Source organism: Quyinboa mangrovi (assembly GCF_042219825.1).
GTDB lineage: Bacteria > Bacteroidota > Bacteroidia > Bacteroidales > UBA5342 > JBHJHP01.
In genome coordinates this window covers 1-22,880 of the sequence record NZ_JBHJHQ010000007.1, presented here as the reverse complement: position 1 = coordinate 22,880, position 22,880 = coordinate 1, and the positions used below count along the sequence as shown (strand labels likewise).

Genomic DNA, 22,880 nt, shown 5'->3' with positions numbered 1-22,880 from the left:
AAATACATGTTAACTTAATGTTTAATTTTAACATATTTTAACTTTACTCCCATACATTTAATGTGTTGAAGATTCGCATCACTTTGCCTTTTGGCAGCTTAACCCTGATATCAGACGGAGTCTTTAACACTTTGCCGGTAATAACCAGCGCGCCATTATCGACCACAAATGTAGCATTCTGATTCAGAAGTAAACCATAAATTAATGTTTCTGATGATGCATTTCCTGTAACATTAACATGCGGAATATTTGTTGCCTGGTTCAGAACTACATATCCTGTATTAGCAGAATCCGGTATTAAGTTAAAGTACCAGTTCTCCGGCACATCCCAGTTTGCCATATCTGCCAGCGGTAACCAGTGCGTGTAAGGAACAACTGCTGTAACATCAGCACCGCTGTGTGGCGTACCGTTTATACCACCTGCCACATCATTAAACTGGCTGTTGTAGAACCGGTAATATGTTTTAAGGTTACTCCAGGATACAGTGCCCGTAAGAACAGCAGTCCGGTTAACAGGATCTACAAGATTTATGCCGTCATTAGTCAGTTCTACAAAGCGAACAGCGTTCATTTGAGTGGTTGAAAGCGCCAGATTCCATATTCTGATTTCATCGACCAGACCTGAAACTTCACCACTCACATTTGCAATCTGAATATCATCAACCGTAAAGTCTGCGGCACTCACTACGGCCACGTGCTGCCATACACCTGCTGTCAAAACATTACCTGCCACTCCATCAATATAGATTGTCGGGGACGTCATGCCTGTTACAGTTACCTGTTCCGTAGCATTCACGGATATTACAACAGATCCACTCAGTTTAATATAATCGCCCTGCATTGTAGTTTCCGGTTTGAACCAGAATTCAACAGTTCGTGCATTATAAGCTGTAAATCCGCTTGAGGTTACATTTACATTAGCCGGTGTCATATCAAAACTCTGACCTGTTGTTTTCACACCAAACTCAACTGCACCAATATCAGGTACGGCTGTTCTGACTGCCCCGGTTGCATCTACTATAGGAGCATTCAATGTTATTCCACCATCTACAGCAGGACCGTAGAAGAGATTTACAGTGTTAACATAACCTCCGTTATCAGTCAGGCCGGCCGGATCCAGGAATGGATCATAAGGCCATATATTGTTATTCAGGTCATATGTATTATCCCCGGTTCCACCACGGACAATGCTGTTTCTGATTTCCACATCTGTTCCTGTAATTTCTGAACCCTGGTTCCACAAAATAGTATTTGAAACTGATACTTTGGATCCGTCAACATAAATTGCTGATTCATCACCGTAGGTATTAGCAGCAATGGTTGTATTGACGATATAAACCGTAGTATCTACTGAACCGATGATATCCGGTGTTCCAAACACGATACCGTGATTGGCATTACCTGTCTGGTCTGCCCATGTTCCACCTGCACCACCGGTATTACCGGTATTAATATAATATGCTTCCACGTTTGTGGTCACGGTTCCAATACTAGCCACCTCTGCAGCGGAAAGGTTTCGGCTGAAAATCTTAATCTCAAAGATATTTCCTGCATAATGTGTATTTAAGGTACCGAAAAGCAGGTTAGCCGAATTAAATACTGTTGTTCCCGTTGTTATATCTCCATCCACCTGAGCACCGTCCACATACAACCGAACCACGCCGTTTTCACGCACCATCACGATCTCATGATCCAGTCCGTCTGCCACATAAGCAGATGTAACTACAGAGGTTACAGAACCAAATGTATCGTAGTAACCCAGATAACCATTGTCTACAAAGAAACTTACGTCACCTGATTCGGCACTTATTATTGCCGGACTCTGTGTCTTATCTACAAATGTTTGAGTATCAGTAGTACGTATTCTTGCATACCAGGTATAATACCTTCTGCCGTCCACACTGTTCGGAGCCTGTACATGGTCGTTAATCCCGTCAAATTCCATTTGTTCCGGCAAACCATACAGATATAATGCCCCGCCGTCAGTTGTTGCAGCATTATTGTAAATTGTAGTATTTACGATATTCAGCCAACCTCTGTTGGATGCATCAAAATAGATGGCACCACCATTTACAGCTGTGTTACTGTGGATGGTTGAAGAATGGATATCGATATGGAATCCCGGAGCATAAATACCTCCACCATAACTGTTAAGCAAAGTACCGTCAGCATTACCATCCTCAATAGTCACTCCTTCCAGTTTTAGTGTGTCAAGCGAGAATCCGTTAACAGTCATTACATGATAACTGTTATCAGAATTATCGGATAACGTACCCAGATCACCACTTATTACAGTAAGACCTGTTGCTGCACGAGAAGCAATATCGCTTTCAGTACCATTAAATCCACCTACAAGGTAAACACCCGGTCTGATTGTAAATGTTTTTGTGCGGTTATCTGCAGGTGTTGCATTACCGCTTACATCTGTTTCCGGGTAATAGGTTCCTTCAGCCACAAATACAGTATCGGAAGCACCCGCTACAGCAAGCGCATCTGATAATGAATTATATGCATTTGCCCAACTACTTCCGTTGTTGGCACCTGCCGCATCAATATCCACATAATACAAACTGGTATTGTTGGTATTCAGGGAGTCAATTGCTCCATAAACACGCTGTCCGTTGTATTCTGCATAAGGTCTGAAGTAGTATTTGGTTCCATCCATTAACCCACTTAAGGTTACTGTAAATAAACCGTATCCGTCGGTTAATGCTGCCTGAGTTCCTTCTACATCAGTCGGCTCATTCGGGTCAAAATTACTGACCTGACTGTAAGCTACACCTCTGCTGATATTTGATTTATCGTACCAGGCTCCGATTACTTCGCCTTGTACATCTGCATCATTCGAACCGACAGAAGTAACACCTAACGGTTTCACACCAATATTCAGGTCAGAAAGAATAAAGTTTCCGTCTGTTCCGGTCAGAACAAAATTATTGAATGTACCATTATTACCATTTCCTGAGTTATCAAGCAGATAAGGCAACCATGTACTGTTATCTCCGGCCTCGTCAGAAAAATCAAAGTTATAGTAAGCAACCAAATCATTCCAGTTTAATCCGCTTATGCCATCTACATACGTCTGATCCAGAGAAGCAATCGAAACTTCATCCAGTTGAGCAGTTGTTAACGGCATATCCCAAATTCTGAATTCATCCAGTCTGCCATAAAGTACTTCGTCAATGGCGCTGTTATCCAGCTCACCTCCAATTACCATCTGATCAGCCGATAATATTCCGACCCATTCACCTAAGGTATAAACGAGATTTCCATCAAGATAAACACGGGTTTCAGCCGGTGATTTTTCAGAAACGACAGCAATATGATGCCATGCATCATCGGTCACATCGTTGCCTATAATATACTGAACATCGTTCACATACATCGCCAGACGATCGTCGTTGGTAATATCAATAATGAATCTGTTAACGGACCCTGTTGTATTATGGAATCCAAACAGCGCCTGCTGATCGACTATCTGGGTCGTATTAAACCATGTTTCAACAGTTAAACCATTGGTAACAGCTGACAGTGCCTGAGGAATCGACTTATTATCAAAACTTATATATGAATCCGTTGCGTCAAAGTCAAGGGCATTACCCGCCGGATTTGATAAGGTGGCAAATTTAAGCGTATCACCATAAATCGTAGCCGGAGCAGTCGTATTCACAATGGCAGCAAAGTAATAGGTCTGACCCGGAGTTAAACCGGTCACAGTAATATTAAATGTGTCATTTGTTATCGTTGTCGTTGTAACGGTGGTTGCACCTGACAGATCACTGTTTACAGAATATACAAACCCGTAATTCACAGGTGATACATTTCCGACAATCGAACCATACAAAGTGATGCTGTCTCCACTGATGGAATCATACTGATTCAAGGTGTAAACTCCACCGGTTTGCAGCAATTTCTGCTGACCGTATTTAACAACACCGTCTTTAGCAACATAAGAACGGTAATAATAAATTCCTCCCTCTGAAAGACCGGTTATTGTAGCTTCAATTGTATCATTGTTTAATAAATGATCATCATCCCTGAAACTGATTCCTGTGGCAGGATCAAAGCCGTCAACAGCACTGTAAACAACACCTGTACTGTCGTGTCCGTTAAACCAAATTCCTGTTTTCAGACCTTTGGTCAGTGCTGTCGTCAACTGTGGTTCATATTCATCCAAAGTAACCACACCTGTTAACGCACCTGACTGTACCCAGTTGGATGTTGTTCCGTTCAGGGCAAAATTCATCAGGTCGCCATGATTCTCATTTCCACTGAAGTCAAACAGCCTTGTTTCACCCGCATTATTTCCACCGGCTATACCCTGATCAAACCTGTAATATGCAATCAGGTTAGCCCCTGAAATACCCGGAATTGTATCAAGATACTCTTCAGAAACTGTTCGGTACAGGAATTTATATCGTTGATCGTCTGTTAATGCCCTGTTCCAGATGCGGATTTCATCCAAACCGCCCTGATAATGAGATACCGGAAGACGTCCTGAAACATAGTTATATTCAACACCTACTCCCAGGATGTCTGTCGGATTAAATCCGGCCCATTCATTAGCAGTACCCACCAGTAAGCCATCAATGTAAACCTCTGTTGCGGCAGGAGACTGTGTTGAAACTACTGCGACATGGTGCCATTCACCATCTGCCAGATCAACGCCTCCACCAATCAGTGGATAGTTGGTTGAATTGATAATTGCCGTAATATGATTATTAACATCAACCGAAAGAATTATACGGTTCACACTTCCGTTGGACGAGGTGAAACCAAGAATCGTTCGCAATGTTCCCACATCATCCGGTTTAACCCAAGCTTCAAGGGTCATCTCTCCTGCCGCATTCAGTTCGTTTGCTATCGGAGTCAAAACCTGAACATAATCACCTGTTCCATCATACTGCAATGCGTTACCCGCAGGATTATCAGCCGTATGATACATACGTTGAGATCCATAGATCGAATCTGTCCCGTTTATAACATAAGCACGGTAATAATAATCTGTATTTACCTGTAAATTATTAATCTGAACCGAGAAGGTATCCTGTCCGCCATCTAAGGTAGATACAAAGTTGGAAGGATAATCTGCTGGATCAAATCCGTTAACGGTACTGTAAACCATTCCTGTATCCGAAGCCGTAGCAAATTCACCGGTCATCCGTCCGTATGTCAGGATCGAAGCACCAAGCCTGTCTGCCTGTTCCAGTGTTTCAATACCACCTGCAATTAATACAGACTCGTTACCATACGCTGTATCTCCGGTTTCTGTAATAAGGAATGCACGGTAATAGTATTCCTGTCCGCTGTTCAAGCCTGGTAATCGTGTCACAAAGGTATCTGTCTGTGTTGTAAAGGCAGTGATAAACCTTCCGGAAGGTACAGTATCCGGATCAAAACCCTGAACTGCACTGTAAACCGCACCACTGTCAATAACAGCATCATACCATATACCGGTTAAATGCGCATAAACATCAGCTTCACTGGCTGAAGGAATGGTATAGTAATCCGGGGTAGTAATTACACCGGAGAATGCATCAGATTCAATGAAGTTACTGGTTGAACCATTCAATGCCAGATTTGTCGGCGTCCCGTCAAAGTCGTTGGACGTAAAATCCATAAACTGATAAATGGAAGTGTTATCCAGTCCCGCTTCTCCCAGATCGGAACGATAATAAGCTACAAGATCACTCCATGCGAGACCTGCGACCTTACTGTTAACAAAATCTGCATCTAAGGTACGTTCAAATACCTGCTGCAGCTGATTCTGTGTCAGCGATTTATTCCATATCCTGATTTCATCCATGGTACCACTCAGGAAAGGATATGCTCCGTTACCATTATAACTACCAATTGAAACTGTTGCATTTGAGGTAAATGAAGGAATCGGAATATTAGTACTGGAGTTGTCATCCACCATTTCACCATCCACATATACGCGGAATCCTGAAGCAATATTGCGTTTCCAGGTCATCGCTATATGATGCCATTCATTATCTTCCACATCCTGAACATTGGAGATACTCAAAGCACCGCTCACACCCGAGTTATTCGACATAACTGCCATTGGTGGATTATTAAATCCAATGATGATGTAATTATCAGTACCTTCCTGAATACGGATGGCTGATTGCAGGTCCGTACCTTTATAATAGAACTCAATCGTCAACTCATCACTTCCGCTTAGTCCGGATGCGCTCATCAGATTCGACGGCAATTCAATCCAGTCATCCACACCGTCAAAATTTACGGCATTCCCTGCCGGATTACTCAGCGTACGAACCATGCGTTGCTCACCATATAAGGTATCAGTTGCATTATATATGTATGCTCTGAAGAAATAAACGGTTGATGGTTTTAATCCTATAATGTCTGAACCAAACGTATTGGTACTTGCCGGCAGTAATGAACCAGGTACAAATGTTCCGGAATTCGGAACAAAATCCCTCGTTTCACTGATCACAATACCCGTGTCCAAAGGAGAAGCAACCGGGTTGTTCAGTCTTCCGAAAAGCGTAAGACTGGTTCCTGAAACATTTTCAGCAGAATCCAGAGTTTCAATACCTGATGTTGTAAACATCTGTTGCAGACCATAAACTGTATCGCCAAGAGCAGAAACTACAAATGGCCTGTAGTAATAGTCCGTAGAATGCTCCAATCCTGATAACAGGGTCACAAATGTATCAACTACCGAGGGCTGGTTTGCAGAAATAAACGCAATGGCTGTATCACGCGGAATAAAGTTTGGTACGGTATTATAAACGATACCGCTATCCACAATTGCAGAATACCATTTGCCCGTAACCTGAGAATGAAGTGTAGCAAAAGATGCCAAAATCGGACTGGCATTTCTTACTGTTTTCACACCAATTCCTGCTTTGGATTTAATCCAGTTGGATGGTTCTCCTGATAGTGCCATATCTGTCAGTAAACCGGTATGCAGATTTCCTGAAAGATCCGTTACTGTAGTTACTCCACTGTTATTCAGTGACGGTTCACCCTGATCGAACCTGTAATTTACATACAGGCTGTCCCAGTGTAATCCCGGAACCTCATTGTTCACATAGGTGCTGTCAATGGTCCTGAATGCCAGATCTGAAACCTGTTCATCAGTAAGAGCCGTGTGCCAGATACGTATTTCATCAATATCTCCGTTGAAATAGTTTCCGGTTAAATAGCGTCCGATAAATGTTTCACCTGTACCCAGATAGTGTTCTCTGGCAGCATTGGTATATTCATATATGCTATCACCATCCATGTAAATGGTACGTGTTTTGGTATCCGCGTCATATACAAATGCATATTGGTGCCACAAAGTATCCGGAACCACATCCACATTCACATCATTGCCATAAAATGCCATGGTTACCGTATTCCAGTCACGATAACCAATATGTAATCCGTAATTTGTTGTAGTCTGACCCTGGCTTAAGAAATAACCTGCTTCATTTTCTGTCCGCTTTCTCGCCCAAATCTCAAACGAGAATGACCGGGAAGCCAGATCCAGTGTATCGGTAATTGAAACATAGTCATTACCACCATCCAGTGATAAAGCATGCCCCGGAGGATCCATTACCGTATTGAAAGAATTCAACGTGCTGTAAGCAGTATCGCCATTATCAGCCACAACCATAGTAGCATAGCTGTACTGACCACCTACATTCAACCCGGAAAGGTCCACCTCAAAGGTATTTATAACCAGATCGGTTGTTGACCAAATCTGCGTTGTATCAGCCGGATCAGCAACATTTTCCGGATCAAAATCATTCAGCGGGGAATAAACAACACCACGCATAATGATGTTGTTATTCCATGCATCTGTGGCACGACCTTCAACATGTGCAAAGGTTGTACCGATATTTGAAATCTCAGTAGTTTCTACACCAATTGGAGCAGAGCGTCTTATAAAATTCGATTCCCCTCCTCCAAGGCTGAAGTTAACCAAGGCTCCTTCATTTCTCGGATTTGAGTAATCATATACATAATATTCACCAAAATTATTCTGGTCAGGTGTTCCCTGGTCAAATCTGTAGTACAGTTTAAGGTCATCCCAGGATAATCCTAAACCTGAATTTGAGATATACAGACTATCAACAGTTCTGCTTTTTAAGGTATTAATCTGATTCTGGTCAAGTGCAGCAGTCCACACCCTAACTTCATCCATGTCACCTTCAAATTCATAAGCTCCGTTAAGTCTGGCACCTACATAAGCATCTCCTGTACCAAGGTAATGTTCCCTTGACACATTGGTATAACTACGCATCAAACGACCATCAAAATATATATCCCTTGTCTTTGTAGTAGCATCATACACAAACGCCACATGATGCCATAATGTATCCGGAATCACATCAACACCTACATCATTTCCCCAGAAGTTAAATCGTAACGTATTATAATCCGCATAACCAACATGTAAACCGTAGTTTGTTGTGCCGGATCCCTGACTGAACAGATATCCCCAGGAATCATTGTAACGTTTGCGGCTCCACATCTCAACTGTAAATGAGCGGCTGTCAAGACGCAATGACGGATTTTCAACAAAAACATAATCATCATTACCATCCAGAGCCAGGGCATTTCCATTGGAAACAAAACCATTCGGATTTCCTTCCATAGTTTGAAGCACACGTGTAAATCCATAGGATGTTACAGCGCTAACTTCAGTTATTGCTCTGTAATAATAGGTTTCTCCCAAAGTTAATCCGGTAACAGTTGCAGTGAAACTGCTGTCACTCTGAATAGTTCCGTATACTTTTACCGGAGCTACACTGAAGTCTCTTGCAGTACTGTACTGGAATCCTACCTGATCAGGCAAGGTATACCAGATGCCTGTAATGTGTCCTGTCAGAATATGAGTTGTCAGATCAGGATTATAAATCAGTGTGTCGGTTACAATACCAAAATGAGCACCGGAAGCAACATAATTAGATGTGTTACCAGTCAGATTCATATTGATATACGCTCCAATCTGTCCATTTCCACTGTCATCGTTAATACTGAGTAATCCGGTATTATCTCCACCAGGAGTACCATCATCCATGGTATAATATAATTCCAGGTTAGTCCAGTCAACACCAGCAACATCTGCTGCCAGATAGTCTTCACTGATGCTGCGATCCATCATCGCAACAATCTGAGACTGGGTTAATCCGATATTCCAGATCCGCAATTCGTCAATCTGCCCCCTGAAATTCTGATCGTTCTGATTTGTATAGCGTGAATCATGTCCAATCTGAACACTTGTATTATTAGCCCTTATCGTATATCCACTGTAATTAGTAGTAGATGATTTCAGATCACCATCCACATAAAGTGCAAACGTATTCCCGTCAAATGTTACAGCGTATTGGTGCCATTCATCAATCTGGAAATATTCTTCCGGGTTATAGGTAAGGCTACGCCATCCTGACCCTTCAAAATAAAAGTAAGCCTGAATTTGTTTAGAATTTCTCGAACCTCTAAACAAGTATGCCTCACCTTTGCTCAACATCACACCATAGCCACTGGCTGTTGTCCAGAGATCATAATTACTTTTAGCCCACAAGCTATAGGACATTTGAGTAGTTGGGTTAAGATCGGTAGAGTGACTGATTTCCACATAATCATTTGTCAAATCCAGATCCAAGGCTCTGCCAGGAGGTGTGGAAACTGTAATAAATGAATACTCATCACCAAACACATAATTTCCGCTTCCCAGATCAACATAAGCCCGGTAATAATATCTTGTAGCCGGTATTAAGCCTGTCAGCACAGACTGATACATTGAAACATTCTGTTGTACGGTTGAAACATACTGTGATGAGTTAACCGTATCGGGATCAGAACCTTCAACCAGATAATATACAATACCCGTATCCACCGCAGTTGGGAAAGCTGAAACAACTTCACCAAAACAAGTCGCTTCCACGCTGGTCAGATTAGCGACCGAGTCAAGAGTTATCACGCCACCGGCGTAAAAAGCATTTTCATTTCCATATGTCCATATACTGTCACTTACCTGAACATATGCCCTGTAATAGTAATACTGACCCGGAGTGAAGATATCACGCATTTCAACTTTAAAGGTATCGGTTGCTGTATATAATCCACTGCTTACTTTTGTCGCAGTATCCGGATCAAAACCTGAAACAACACTGTAAACAATACCCGAATCCATAGGCGCGGAATACCACACACCTGTTATGGCACCGTAAAAGTTTCCACCGTCATCCGTGTAAGATGTTGCAGATTCTGTTGTCACACCTAACGGTGCTCCGGAGAAAATCCAGTTTGAAGTGGCACCACTCAATGCCAAATCTGTAAGATATGCGTTTACATTATTCCCCGAAAGGTCATGCAATTCGTAATACTCATCATTATTGGCACCCGGCAACCCAAGATCCATTCTGTAATATGCAATCAGATCACTCCAGTTCAATGCAGAAACATCTGTATCAACATAGGATTGATCAATAGTGCGATACATCATTTGCTGCAACTGGCTTTGGGTTAAAGCATGATCCCAGACTCTGATTTCATCAAATGAACCATCGAAGAACCTGTCCACATTTCTTAAATCATACAACCGGGCTCCTACAGCCGCAATATCATACAATTCAATGGTATGAGCCACATCAAGATCAAGTACCATTTCTCCATCCACATAAAGCCTTGTTTTAGGTGTGACCGGATCAACGGTTAACGCGATATGATGCCATAAAGAATCTTCAATTGTCGTTGTAGAGTAATAATATGTATTGTCGAGTCTTAATCTAAGATGTCTTTCTGAATTATGATTAACAGACTGGAGCCAGACACGTTCATAATCACCAAGTGTGTCTGTCATGCTCCACAAGGTACGATCACCGGTTTCGATTCCGGAATTCACCCATGCCTCCCATGTATATCCGCTAGCTGCAGTTTCTCCAATAGCTTCACCTACACTGAACATGTTAATAAAGTCATTCGCTCCGTCCAGATCAATTGCATTACCAGGAGGATTTGACAGCGTACGGAATGAACGTTCTTCTCCAAAGACACGGCTTCCCGTAAAAGAACCACTGGTTACATCAACAAACGCACGATAGTAATAAGTTCTACCGGCATCCAGATTTGTCAGGTCAACCATAAAGGTATCGGTACTTCCACCACTATACACTGCATAATTCGAAGGATATGAAGCAGGATTAAAATCTGGAACAGGTGCATACCACACACCGGTATCTCCGGCTATTCCTGTAAAGTCTCCCGTTACCATACCAAACACCTCTGCGTTATCGCCATCAATAAATCCAAGTGTATCGAGGGTATTTACGCCACCGGGTATAAATGTTCTCTCAATTCCGTATGTTGTTCTTCCATTGGCTGCAGTAGCATATGCTCTGTAATAATATTTCAGAACCGGATCAAGGCCTGTCAATGTTCTTGTAAACAATGAATCATTAACATGCACGTTCGCATCAATAGCAGTTCCTGTAGGAGGATCAAATCCCTGCGTATTGGAATAAACAAAACCTGTATCAACGGGTGCAGTGTACCATAAGTCGGTAAGATTACCCTGCATAGTTGCTTCTCCCAATGTATAAACCGCGCTGGCATCCATGGTTTCAACGCCCAGTGGAGCCGTAGATTCAATCCAGTTAGCATTGGTTCCTGTCAAATCGAAATAATTCAATGTACCATGCCATGCATATTTTGAATAGTCAAATACCTGATCTTCTGTAGTGTTGGTTCCGCCTGCCACACCCTGATCGAAACGATAGTAAAGCAACAGGTCGTCCCAGGAAATACCTGAAATACTGTCATTCACATAATCTTCATCAATGGTACGATACATCATCTGATCCAACTGGAAGACATTCAGTTCCCTTTTCCAAATTCTGAACTCATCCATTTCACCACGATACTCATTATAATTTGGATCATACATACCAATATAAGCAGGGCTTGATCCAAATCCTGCAGTATATAAACGGTAAGTAGATTCACCTTCAAGTACGCCGTCAACGTACAGCTTCAGCCCTTCCTCTCCCATGGTAACAGCCACAAAGTGCCATTTGTCGTCGTTAAAATCACTGCTGACAGAAGCTACTTCTTCGGAATCATACGATTCATTCAGGAACTGAACACTGAGTTTTCCGGGGACTGTCTGGTTCAGACTGTTTCGGTTTATATAAAGTGCAATGGTATAAGCAGTACTGCCGAACCTTGGTGCTTTAAATATTGTACCAAGACCTGTGTAACTGTATTTAATCCAGGTTGTAAGCGTAAAGTTCTGCGAAGTAATCACTTCGTTTGCAGGGCCAACAACAATATGATCGTCTGAACCTGCGAAAACCAGTGCATTTCCCGGAGGATTCCATCCTGCCACAAAGAATGCTTCATCACCATAGAGTGTTGAACTTCCGTTAGTCACATAAGGCCGGTAGAAATAAGTTGTTCCTTCGGTTAATCCTGTTAACAACGAAGACAAGGTATCAGACGCATATGCTGATCCAACCACGGAAGTTCCCGTTGATACAGGATCAAAACCTTCTGTAGTAGAGTACTTTATACCTGATGTAAGAGAACCTGACAACGGTGTACCAACAAGCTGATAATAAAGCTCAATCTGGTCATCCTGAAGGTTGTAATATTTTTTTGTAGTATAAACCCCGGCTGTCAGGAATTCTTTCTGAATACCGTAAACCGTATCACTCACTGTACCACCTGGTGTATCCCATTCCGAAACCACGTAAGACCGGAAATAATATTTGGTGGAATTCGGTAATCCGGTAACAACTTTTGCATACTGATTTCCGGATTCAGCCAGATCAGCACCCACGTATGTTCCTTCAGTTTCAGGTACAAAATATTTTGTTGTGGAATATACAAAACCACTGTCGGTAAATGTTGTATTCCAGATTCCTGTTATTTCTCCGTAAAGTTTTACCTCATCATTCACCTGATCGGTTACATCCGGTACTGTTTTTACACCAATATGTGCATTGGAAACAATAATATTTCCTCTGTCACCAGTCAGTGTAAAATTGAGTACTTCCCCATTATGTCCGTAATTACTCAGATCACGTATTTCTGTCATGCCGGTATTGTCACCGTTGGCATTACCCTGGTCAAAACGATAATAAACCAGCAGGTTATTATCCCATGACAGACCTGCAATGGAATCCACATCAGGTTTATCCAGTGTTCTGTCCATTACCTCATTGACCTGAACTGAAGTAAGTTCCTTATTCCAGAACCTGAATTCATCAATCGTTCCCTGAAAGTCATCACCATTGGAGTTATTCATGGTACCGATTCTGAAATCCACGCTGAGCTCACGTTCAGTTGGTGGCGTATATCGTCTTTCAAGCTTCTGTTCAACACCGTTAATGTACAGTTTCGATGCTTCCACATCGTTTCTTACAAATACAGCTGCAACATGAACCCATTTATTGGCCAACTCATCGGCATTTGCCATACCGTAAAGGTCATTGCTGTTTGTAAAGAAGCCAAAAAATCCACCTATGAACCTTAAACCGTAATTATTAAAACCAACCGGCATCATATTATAGTTACCTTCCCAGTTCATCCAGAAGTCTGCTGTAACCGTATCCTTATCATTAATTTCAAGGTCGTAGATGTTTACCCTGTCGTCTGAACGGTCGAAATGCAGTGCATATCCCGGAGGATTCAGTGTTGTTGAAAATCTTCTTTCATTACCATAGATGTAATCTGATGAACCGGTTTTATAATATGCCCTGTAATAATAATCAGTCAAAAAGCCCAGATTTGTAAGATCAGCATTATAATCACCCGGTTCAATACCAGGTACACTTAATTTGGTTAATGAGGCTCCACCCGGAGCATACGGATCGAATGACACATCAGAATAAACAAAACCTTTTTCGGTTACATCTTCGTAGAAAATACCTGTCAGTTCACCGTTTAGAGTCGCTTGATCAAAACTTACTCCAGTAGCAATTTGTGTAGCCACACCAATTCCTGCCGTTGACTGTACAAAATTAGAGTTCGTTGTCAACAGTGTAAAGTTGTTAAAACCACCAAAGTTTTTATTTCCGGTATAGTCGTATACAATTGGTATTTTGGTATTGTTACCACCCGCTTCACCCTGATCGAAACGCATATACATGCCCAGATCATCATAGGTCAGGGTCGTCAGTCCTAGACTATCCACATATGACCTGTCAATAGTCCGGCTCATCACTTCCTGAAGCTCTTCGGCTGTTAATGCTTTCTTCCAGATACGAAGTTCATCCATCTGACCCTGAAAATGGTTGGTACCATTGTAGCGGCCTATCAAAAGATCGTTTTGCTGATCATCCCTGATTGGCATAAATGTACCATAATCCTCGCTAGCCTTCAGGAAGCCATCCACATAAATTCTTACTTCATATCCATCGTAAGTTCCGGCATAATGATGGTATTGTGTCAGATCAAAACTTTCCGGCGGATCATAAGTCACCTGACGGTATGAATTATCAGATGTATAAACAAGAAAGTTAATCCTGTCGCTGTTAGGATAAGGTAACAAACGGTATTCATTAGGTTTATAAACCATACCGTAACTTGACCATAATGCATTATCACTTTTTGCCCACAATTCAACGGTTAATTCCTCTTCCGGACTTACAGAACCGGAGTGGCCAACCTGAATATAATCGTCTGATCCATCAAAATCCAGAGCATTTCCAGGAGGATTTATTCCAGGAACAAAGGCCTGGGATTCACCATAGGCATAATGAACATTATCAGTAGTAGCATATCCGCGATAGAATATCATTTCACGGGAAGTAAGCCCATTGACAACCGCATTAAAAGTATCCTGAGCCAAAGGCGTTGAACTCGATCTTGTTGAAAAAGCATCGCCTTCTGATGGCGCAAAATTCAGTATGTCACTATAGGCAATTCCTCTGTCAGTAAAGTTGCCATGCCACAAATCTGTGGTTACAGCATTAAACGTTCCGGTTCCTGTTACAAAATCAAAATCAGTTAAGGTTGTAACACCCAATGCAGCATCTGAACCAACCCAGTTTGAGGCAGATCCAACAAGGTCAAAGTTGAATAGAATACCACGGTTGCCGTTACCGCTGAAATCATACAGATAATGTTCTCCCGGGTTCTCTGCGTCAGCTATTCCCTGATCAAATCTGAAGTTAACCCCAAGGTCGGTCCAGTTCAAACCGATCATATCATTCACAAGTTCTTTATCTATTGTTCTGTTTTTAATGTAATCTATCTGGCTGGCAGTTAAAGCCTTATGCCAGATACGCACCTCATCTATCCTACCTTCATAATAGTTATTTCCGGTAGAACGACCAATTCTAAGATTGTAGTCTGACTGATTAATAGGTAATGTTGTTCCGAAGTTTCCTGATTGCATCAACTTTCCGTCGATGTACATTTTCATGGTACTTCCGTCATAGGTAAAGGCATAATGATGCCAATCTTCCAGATCAATTCCCTGCGGAATGTAAAAGTTGATTTGTCTGTAAGATAAGTCCTGATTATATACCCTGAAGTATAACCGCTTTGAACCCCTGACAGGAAGCAACCAGTAAGCATCTCTTTTAGTGACCAGACAATAATAATCTGACCAGGTTGCTCCAATATTTTTAGTCCATAACTCAATTGTTATTTCATCGGTCGGAGAAATGGTTTCGGTATTATATACCCGAACATAGTCATTATCTCCAGCGAAGGCCAACGCATTACCGGGAGGATTAATAGCTGTGGCAAAGAATTTTTCTTCACCATATGTTGTTACTCCATTAATTCGTGCAAAAGCGCGGAAAAAGTACTTTTTACCGCTAACCAAACCGGCGATATCAATGGTAAATTCATCACCGTTTATTTCCTCAGGCTGTGCAACTTCTTCAAAAATATCCACACCATTTGCCAAAGAAGGATCAAATCCCTGGGTGGCACTGTAAACCAAACCAACAGCATCAACATTATCATACCAGGTTCCTGTCAGGCTACCCCTGATAGTTGCATTATCAAACCCTATGGCTACAACTTCGTGAGTTTCAACTCCCAGAAAAGCTGACGAAGCCACCCAGTTGGAAGTTGAACCTGTTAAATCAAAATTCATGAGAGAGCCGTGGTTCCCGTAAGAAGAAAAATCGTAGAAGAAGGTCTCATCTGTATTATCGCCGCCGGGTATTCCCTGATCAAAACGGTAGTAAGCTTTAAGGTTTGTCCAGTTAGCACTGGTCATGTTGGAATTAACCCAACTTTCGGTTAAGGTACGGTTTTTAATCTCTTTAATGTCATCGGTCGAAAGATCGGTATCCCAAATCCGGACTTCATCGATATTACCATCAAAATATCCTGTATATCCAATATACAAAGAATTCTCATCGGTAGCGTCAATGGTATTGTTCATGGCTACTTCATTGTACATCACGCCATCCACAAAAATGCGTAGTGTATCATTTTCCAGAACACCGGCGTAGTGGTGCCATACCCTTATATCGAAACCCGTTGGAGCGACATACTGAACATTACGCCAGCCACCATCAGCGTACACATAGAAGTACATATTTTTCTGTCCACCCTGCGTTCTGAGCCAATAACTGTTGGGTTTATAAACAATGCCATCCCAACCGGTCCAGTTTTCCGAGGTTCCTTTTACCCAGGCTTCAACCGTAAAGTTGGATGTGACATCCAGGGTATTGTCAAAGGGAACAGATACATAATCATTTGCGCCATCAAACAGCAGATTATTCCCGGGGGGATTGCTTGCAGTCACGAAAGGTTTCATCGGACTCCAAGTAGTATCTGTTCCAAATTTTATAAATGCTTTTACATAGTAAGTCTCTGCACTGTCTAATCCAGAAATTGATCCGAAAAAAGTACTTCCAGACAAAGTTGAAGAAACCAGTGTTCCCGAGGCAGCCTGAAATGCATAATGGGTAGAATAATAAAATCCTACTTCATCAGGTGTAGCACCGGATACCCAAATCCCTGTCGTTTCTGCATCAAATGATGCCGTTGTCTCACCAACTGTTAAATCTGTAATTTCAACACCAATGTTTGCACCGGAAGCCACATAATTTGATGAACTTCCTGCATAATTCATATTAACGGCATACCCGTCATTTCCTTTACCTGAATAATCAAAAACTCTTCTTTCCTGATTATTGTCGCCGGACGGGATACCCTGATCCAGTCTGTAATACAGCTGTAGATTACTCCATGTGGCTGTTGACAGGTTAGCATCAGTCCAGGTTTGATCGATAGTCCGGGTCATTAAGCTGCGGATATCCGACCGGTCAAGCACTGCCTTCCATACACGAACTTCATCCATTTCGCCGTTAAATTCATCCGCATTATAGCCACCTGCATACATGAAACCACCGCCAACATAAAAATCACCTGTTCCAAGGAAATGTTCCCTGGTTGTGTTGGCGTATGTTGTCAACAAATTTCCATCCATATAGATGCGACGGGTCTTGGTTGCCGCATCATACACAAATGCATAATGATGCCATAGATCATCCGGGTTAACATCAATATTCACATCGTTCCCGTAGAATGAAATGGTGAGTGTATTAGCATCTCTGTAACCAACATATAAAGCTTCATTTGTACCGGCAATTCCCTGTCCAAAGAAATAACCCCTGGCGTTTACATCAGACTTTCTTGCCCATGTTTCAAGTGTAAACGACTGACTACTGATATCAATATTATCTGAACTAATAATCAGATCGTTAGTACCGTCGAGCCAAATGGCATTTCCCGGCACGTCGTCTTCCACAACAAAACTGTTTTCATTTCCCCATACTGTATCTGTTCCGTTGACCCCAAAAGCTCTGTAATAGTACGTTTCACCTCTGGTAAGTGAATTTATAGTAGCTGTGAGTGTATCGTTACTGAAAGTAACTGCAACTTTTGACTGGCTGTGATAGTTAAATGATTTTGTAGTAGAATAACAAAAACCACCGGATGTTGGAGCGTTAACTGTCCATATCCCCGTTACTGCACCTTTCAGCGTAGCAGACGTTCCCGATACAGGCATATTCTGATTCATGGTCTGAAGACCTAAGGCTGCTTCAGAATATACGAAATTTGAATTTCCACCTGTCAGTGCAAAATTCGACATTGTGGCAGTATTACCACTGCTACTGAAATCCTGTACAACAGAAATTGTTGAGTTATCACCTTCCGGTAATCCGGTATCAAAACGGTAGTAAGCAAGCAATGATGCAGTTGATACACCTGAAAGATTATTCGTGATGTAATCGTTATCGATGGTTCTGTCCATCATATTACGAATGTCATCCATATCAAGTGCAACATTCCATATACGGACTTCATCAATTTTTCCATCAAAAGCCCTGTTGTATCGCTGATCCCAACCTATGTTGATTTGTTCTGCTGCGGCAGCACCATTAAAATCATCGAATGAAAGCAGTTCTCCGTCTATATAAAGGTATCCAATGCCATCAACCATTCGGAACGCCAGATGGTGCCACTTTCCATCAAATGCAGTTGTTCCTGCACCCCAGTTATCTCTGGCATAACCGTCACGCACATAAAACTGTGCATTGCCATAATCTTTTGCAATTGAAAAATCAGAGTTCCCTGCAGCTTCATAAGCACCAATAATCGGAGAATAGTAATTACCGGTCGGATCTCCTTCGTATTTCATCCAGAGAGTTATCGTATAATCATTACCCAGATCACTTTTTGTAACAGGAGTCTGAACACGATCATCGTTCCCGTCAAAATCTAAAGCATAACCGGGAGGATCAATACTTGTTATTAACTCTTCCTGATTGGCATATGTCAGCACCCCTTCATTTGACAAGGCAAAAACACGATAGAAATACCGGGTATTGACTTCCAGTCCGTCAACCTGTATCGTAAACGTGTCTTTGGATAAGGGATCCGTTGAATAAAACATTATGGTATCGGCCGCGGCACTGTTTCTCGGATCAAAATTATCTAGTTCTGAAATCACCACACCTCTTGTTGTCAGACCATTATCGAACCATGGTCCTTCGATATATCCGGTCAGTGTCGCAGATGTCAGACTTAAATCCAGTACCGTTTCAAGCGTTTGAAGATTATAAAGTCCTGAAACCGTAAAGTTGGAAATGGTATCATTCTGATAATCTCCATAAGCAGAGTTACCCAAGGCCATATTATGAATTGTGGCATTAAAACCATTCTGAGACTGATCGATTAACTGTGAAATCTGTGGATCGGATCCGCTTCCTGAATTATTTCCGTAAGCTTCTCCCTGATTAAAATTATAATACAGATAAAGATCGCTGTATCCAACGCCATAACCAGCAGCATCAAGGGTTTCTTTATCCGGTTCAACAAATCTTAAGGAATTAATATCTGTTGATATGTCTGCATTCCAGAAATGCAATTCGTCAATCTCACCCTTAAAGTAATTAGCGGGACCAGCGTCAGCACCAATAATTAATTTCTCAAGATTGTATATGGCCGGAGTAACTCCTGTAAATATATTCCCCTGATTTGTTCCGTTCAGATAGTACTTTATATCAGAACCATCAAAAATAATGGCCACATGATTCCACTGATCAACTGTGAGGTTAGCCGTTACTGTAGCATCTGAAGCAGAACTTCCTTCCCTTATTCTAAGGTCAAATTCATCGTTCGTTGCATCGTAATTTAACCTAAGCGTATTGTAACCATATGCCTCCAGCGAACGGTACAGGATCACATTATCGGTACCCGAAATGGATAAATCAGGTTTTACCCAGAAGTCGATGCTCCACTCAGACGTGTTCTGTGCTGACTCCAGAAAGATATCCAGATAATCATCTGTTCCGTCCAGATTAATGGCATTACCGGATGGTTCTTCACCCATCGCAAGTATACGTTCCTGTCCGTAAGCATAATGTCCTGAATTGGTCAGAATATAGGCTTTGTATGTGTACACCCGCCCCTGTACAAGGTCGTTTATCTGTGTGGAAAAACTGTTCTGAGACAGCAGATCCGTAGATGCCACGTAAGTCATTTCGGAACCACTCGTAAAATAAGGGTCAAAATGATCCAGCGTACTATAAACAACACCACGTTCTATAACCGGATCAGATCCCAACCAGTCACCGGTTTGTGTTCCGGAAATAATAACACTGTTGTAACTTGGAAATGATAAACCCGTATTTGTAATTACTCCTAACGGTGCACTTGAGTTAATCCAGTTTGCATTGTCTCCTGACAATGTGAAACCATTCAAAACACCATTATAGGTATTAGTGCCTGCTATGATATCCAGTTCCGATGCTAAGGTATCAACGGCTGCATTTGCACCGGACGGAGTCCCATCGTCAAACCTGTAATACGCAAGAATATCGCTCCAGGTTGCATCCAATAGATTTGCATTAACCCATGTTGAAGTAAGGGTCCGGTTCATCATTTGATTAATGGAAGCATCTGAAACAGCTTTGTCCCAGAACACAACCTCATCTATTGAACCACAAAACGATCCGGAGCTATAATTTGTTCCTCCTACCGGAGCGGAACCTATATAAACCGGAATGGTTGCCCTGTGCGACATTAATGGTGATAGTGCCAGTGTATCTTTGGCGATGCCATCGTATAAAAAATAAATTGTATCGTTAGACTTTCTTAAAGCAACATGCGTCCAGACATCATTTGTAAGGACGGCATAAGAACTTGAAAAGGACGCGGTATTATTATACGAAAATTTCAAAAAGCCCGTCGTTGTTTCATACAACAGGGACCAATCATTATATTGCGGAGTCGGAATCATGATATTGGTCCCGTTATTCCGTTTGGTAATCAATCCCTGAACAGTTGCCGCAGCACCTGCCTCCGGTTTCACCCAGAAACCAATAGTCCAGTCGTTGTTGGCAAAATCATAACTCTTAAGGTTATCTATAACTACATAATCATTTCCCGTTCCGTAATTTAAGGTATTCCCTGCCGGTTGCAGTGTGGATTGGGCGGTTACAACAACATAAGATAATGCCAACAATAATACGGTTACAACTGACCTCATACTTTTTATGTTATAGGTATATTTTCCTTTACCTGTACGCATATTGCTAATTAAGAGTTTACCAGAAAAGTATTCCTTTTCCTTATTCAATTTCCATCATATATTCCCATGAACCGCTTACACGTTTTTCAAATTTTAAACCTGCAGCTGTTCTGGTTGCCCTCCAGGTACCATCGGTATCAGGATCACCCCAATAAAATGCATCATTTTCGTTGGCACCGGTATTTTCTATTGCTAATCTTCTGAAATTAGTTATGTCACGGTTGTTATCCACAACAACAGCTTTGTTTGCCTGAACAACGCCCGGTGTTACATTCTGGAAATATGACGGGATATAATCCGCTACTTTGTACCATGATGAACCATCACAAACAACAGTTATATAACCATACTGAGATGAAATATCGGAAGTTGTCAAACCATCAATGGTTTCAGCTCCGTTTCCGTCTACTGTCAGTGTATTGGTTCCGGTATTCTTAAGCGTGAAACTTGCACCCGGAACTGCAGCTGCAGCGGGTAGTGTAACAATTATATTTCCACCTGAAGTATTTACCAGTACAACCCCCTGCTGTGCAGCAGTCAATGTTGTATTTGCAGTAATTATTGACGGGAAAGAAACTGATGTTTTTACGCTGGTTACTGCACCATCCGCAATTTGTGCTGTATTTACACCACCATCTTTAATCCGAATGGTATCATTTGCAATTTCAAGCTGAGTCGGATCAATATTTACAGCGATACTGTCACTGTCACTCAAGGATGTAATATTTAATCCATCACCGGCTTCAATTGGTTTACCAACCGTATTTCTTTCAATCCATTCCAGACCGTCACCGGCAGCATTCGTTGACAACAACTGATTTGCCGAACCTTCTTTTATGTTGGTTATAGAAATTCCTGCAGCCGCAATATTTGCACTGTCAATTGAAGACCAACCTGCATTTGTACCATCTGAGATCAGCACCTGATTATTAGCACCGGTCTGATCAGGTAATGGATCCAGACCTGCAAGATCACTTCTTAGTGCTGCGATGGAATCACTTAAGTTATTAATACTATCCCTGTAAACCAGATCACTATCATGTAATGCACTGATATATGATGCATAGTTGATCACAGAATCGCTGTTTACTTTTATCGCGGCATCCAATAAATCATCTGCATTCATCAAACTGGTTGCGCCACTGATGTAGTTAGCTGTTCCATTGGCGGTATATGTGCCGTCTGTTCCAAGACCTGAACCAGTTTCAATCGCATCAACTTCACCCTGAAGGGCTGTATTCTCTGTTCCGGCAGCAGCAATGGCTGTGCTCAGTGCATTAATGCTGTCTCTGTATACCTGGTTGCTGTCTGATTGTGATGCAAAGTATGCGGAGTAGTTGGCTACTGAATCTGCATTTTCTTTTATGGCTGCATCCAGTAAATCATCTGCATTAACAAGACTGGTTGCACCACTAATGTAGTTAGCTGTTCCATTGGCGGTATAAGTGCCGTCTGTTCCAAGACCGGCTCCTGTTTCAATTGCATCAACTTCGCCCTGAAGAGCTGTATTGTCTGTTCCGGCAGCAGCGATAGCTGTGCTCAGTGCATTGATGCTGTCACGGTAAACCTGGTTGCTGTCTGACTGTGATGCAAAGTATGTTGAGTAGTTGGCTACTGAATCAGCATTTTCTTTAATGGCTGCATCCAGCAGATCATCTGCATTCACCAGACTGGTGGCACCACTAATGTAGTTAGCTGTTCCATTGGCGGTATAGGTTCCGTCTGTTCCAAGTCCTGAACCTGTTTCAATCGCATCAACTTCACTCTGTAGAGCTGTGTTGTCTGTTCCGGCAGAAGCAATGGCTGTGCTCAGTGCATTAATACTGTCTCTGTAAACCAGGTTGCT

Annotated in this window: 2 protein-coding genes; both read right to left on the bottom strand. The window is 42.0% G+C overall.

What is annotated here, in order from left to right:
- Positions 1-43: 43 nt before the first annotated feature.
- Entirely contained in the window at positions 44-20,992 is a 20,949-nt protein-coding gene (locus ACE1ET_RS15285) for a LamG-like jellyroll fold domain-containing protein (protein ID WP_375729294.1), read from the bottom strand.
- Positions 20,993-21,074: 82 nt separating this feature from the next.
- On the bottom strand, positions 21,075-22,880 hold a 1,806-nt coding region (locus ACE1ET_RS15280; protein WP_375729293.1), incomplete at its 5' end, for a hypothetical protein.

What these genes read in the sequence shown, in the direction of transcription:
- ACE1ET_RS15285 (WP_375729294.1), bottom strand. Translation starts at nt 20,992, where the DNA reads ATGAGGTCAGTTGTAACCGTATTATTGTTGGCATTATCTTATGTTGTT.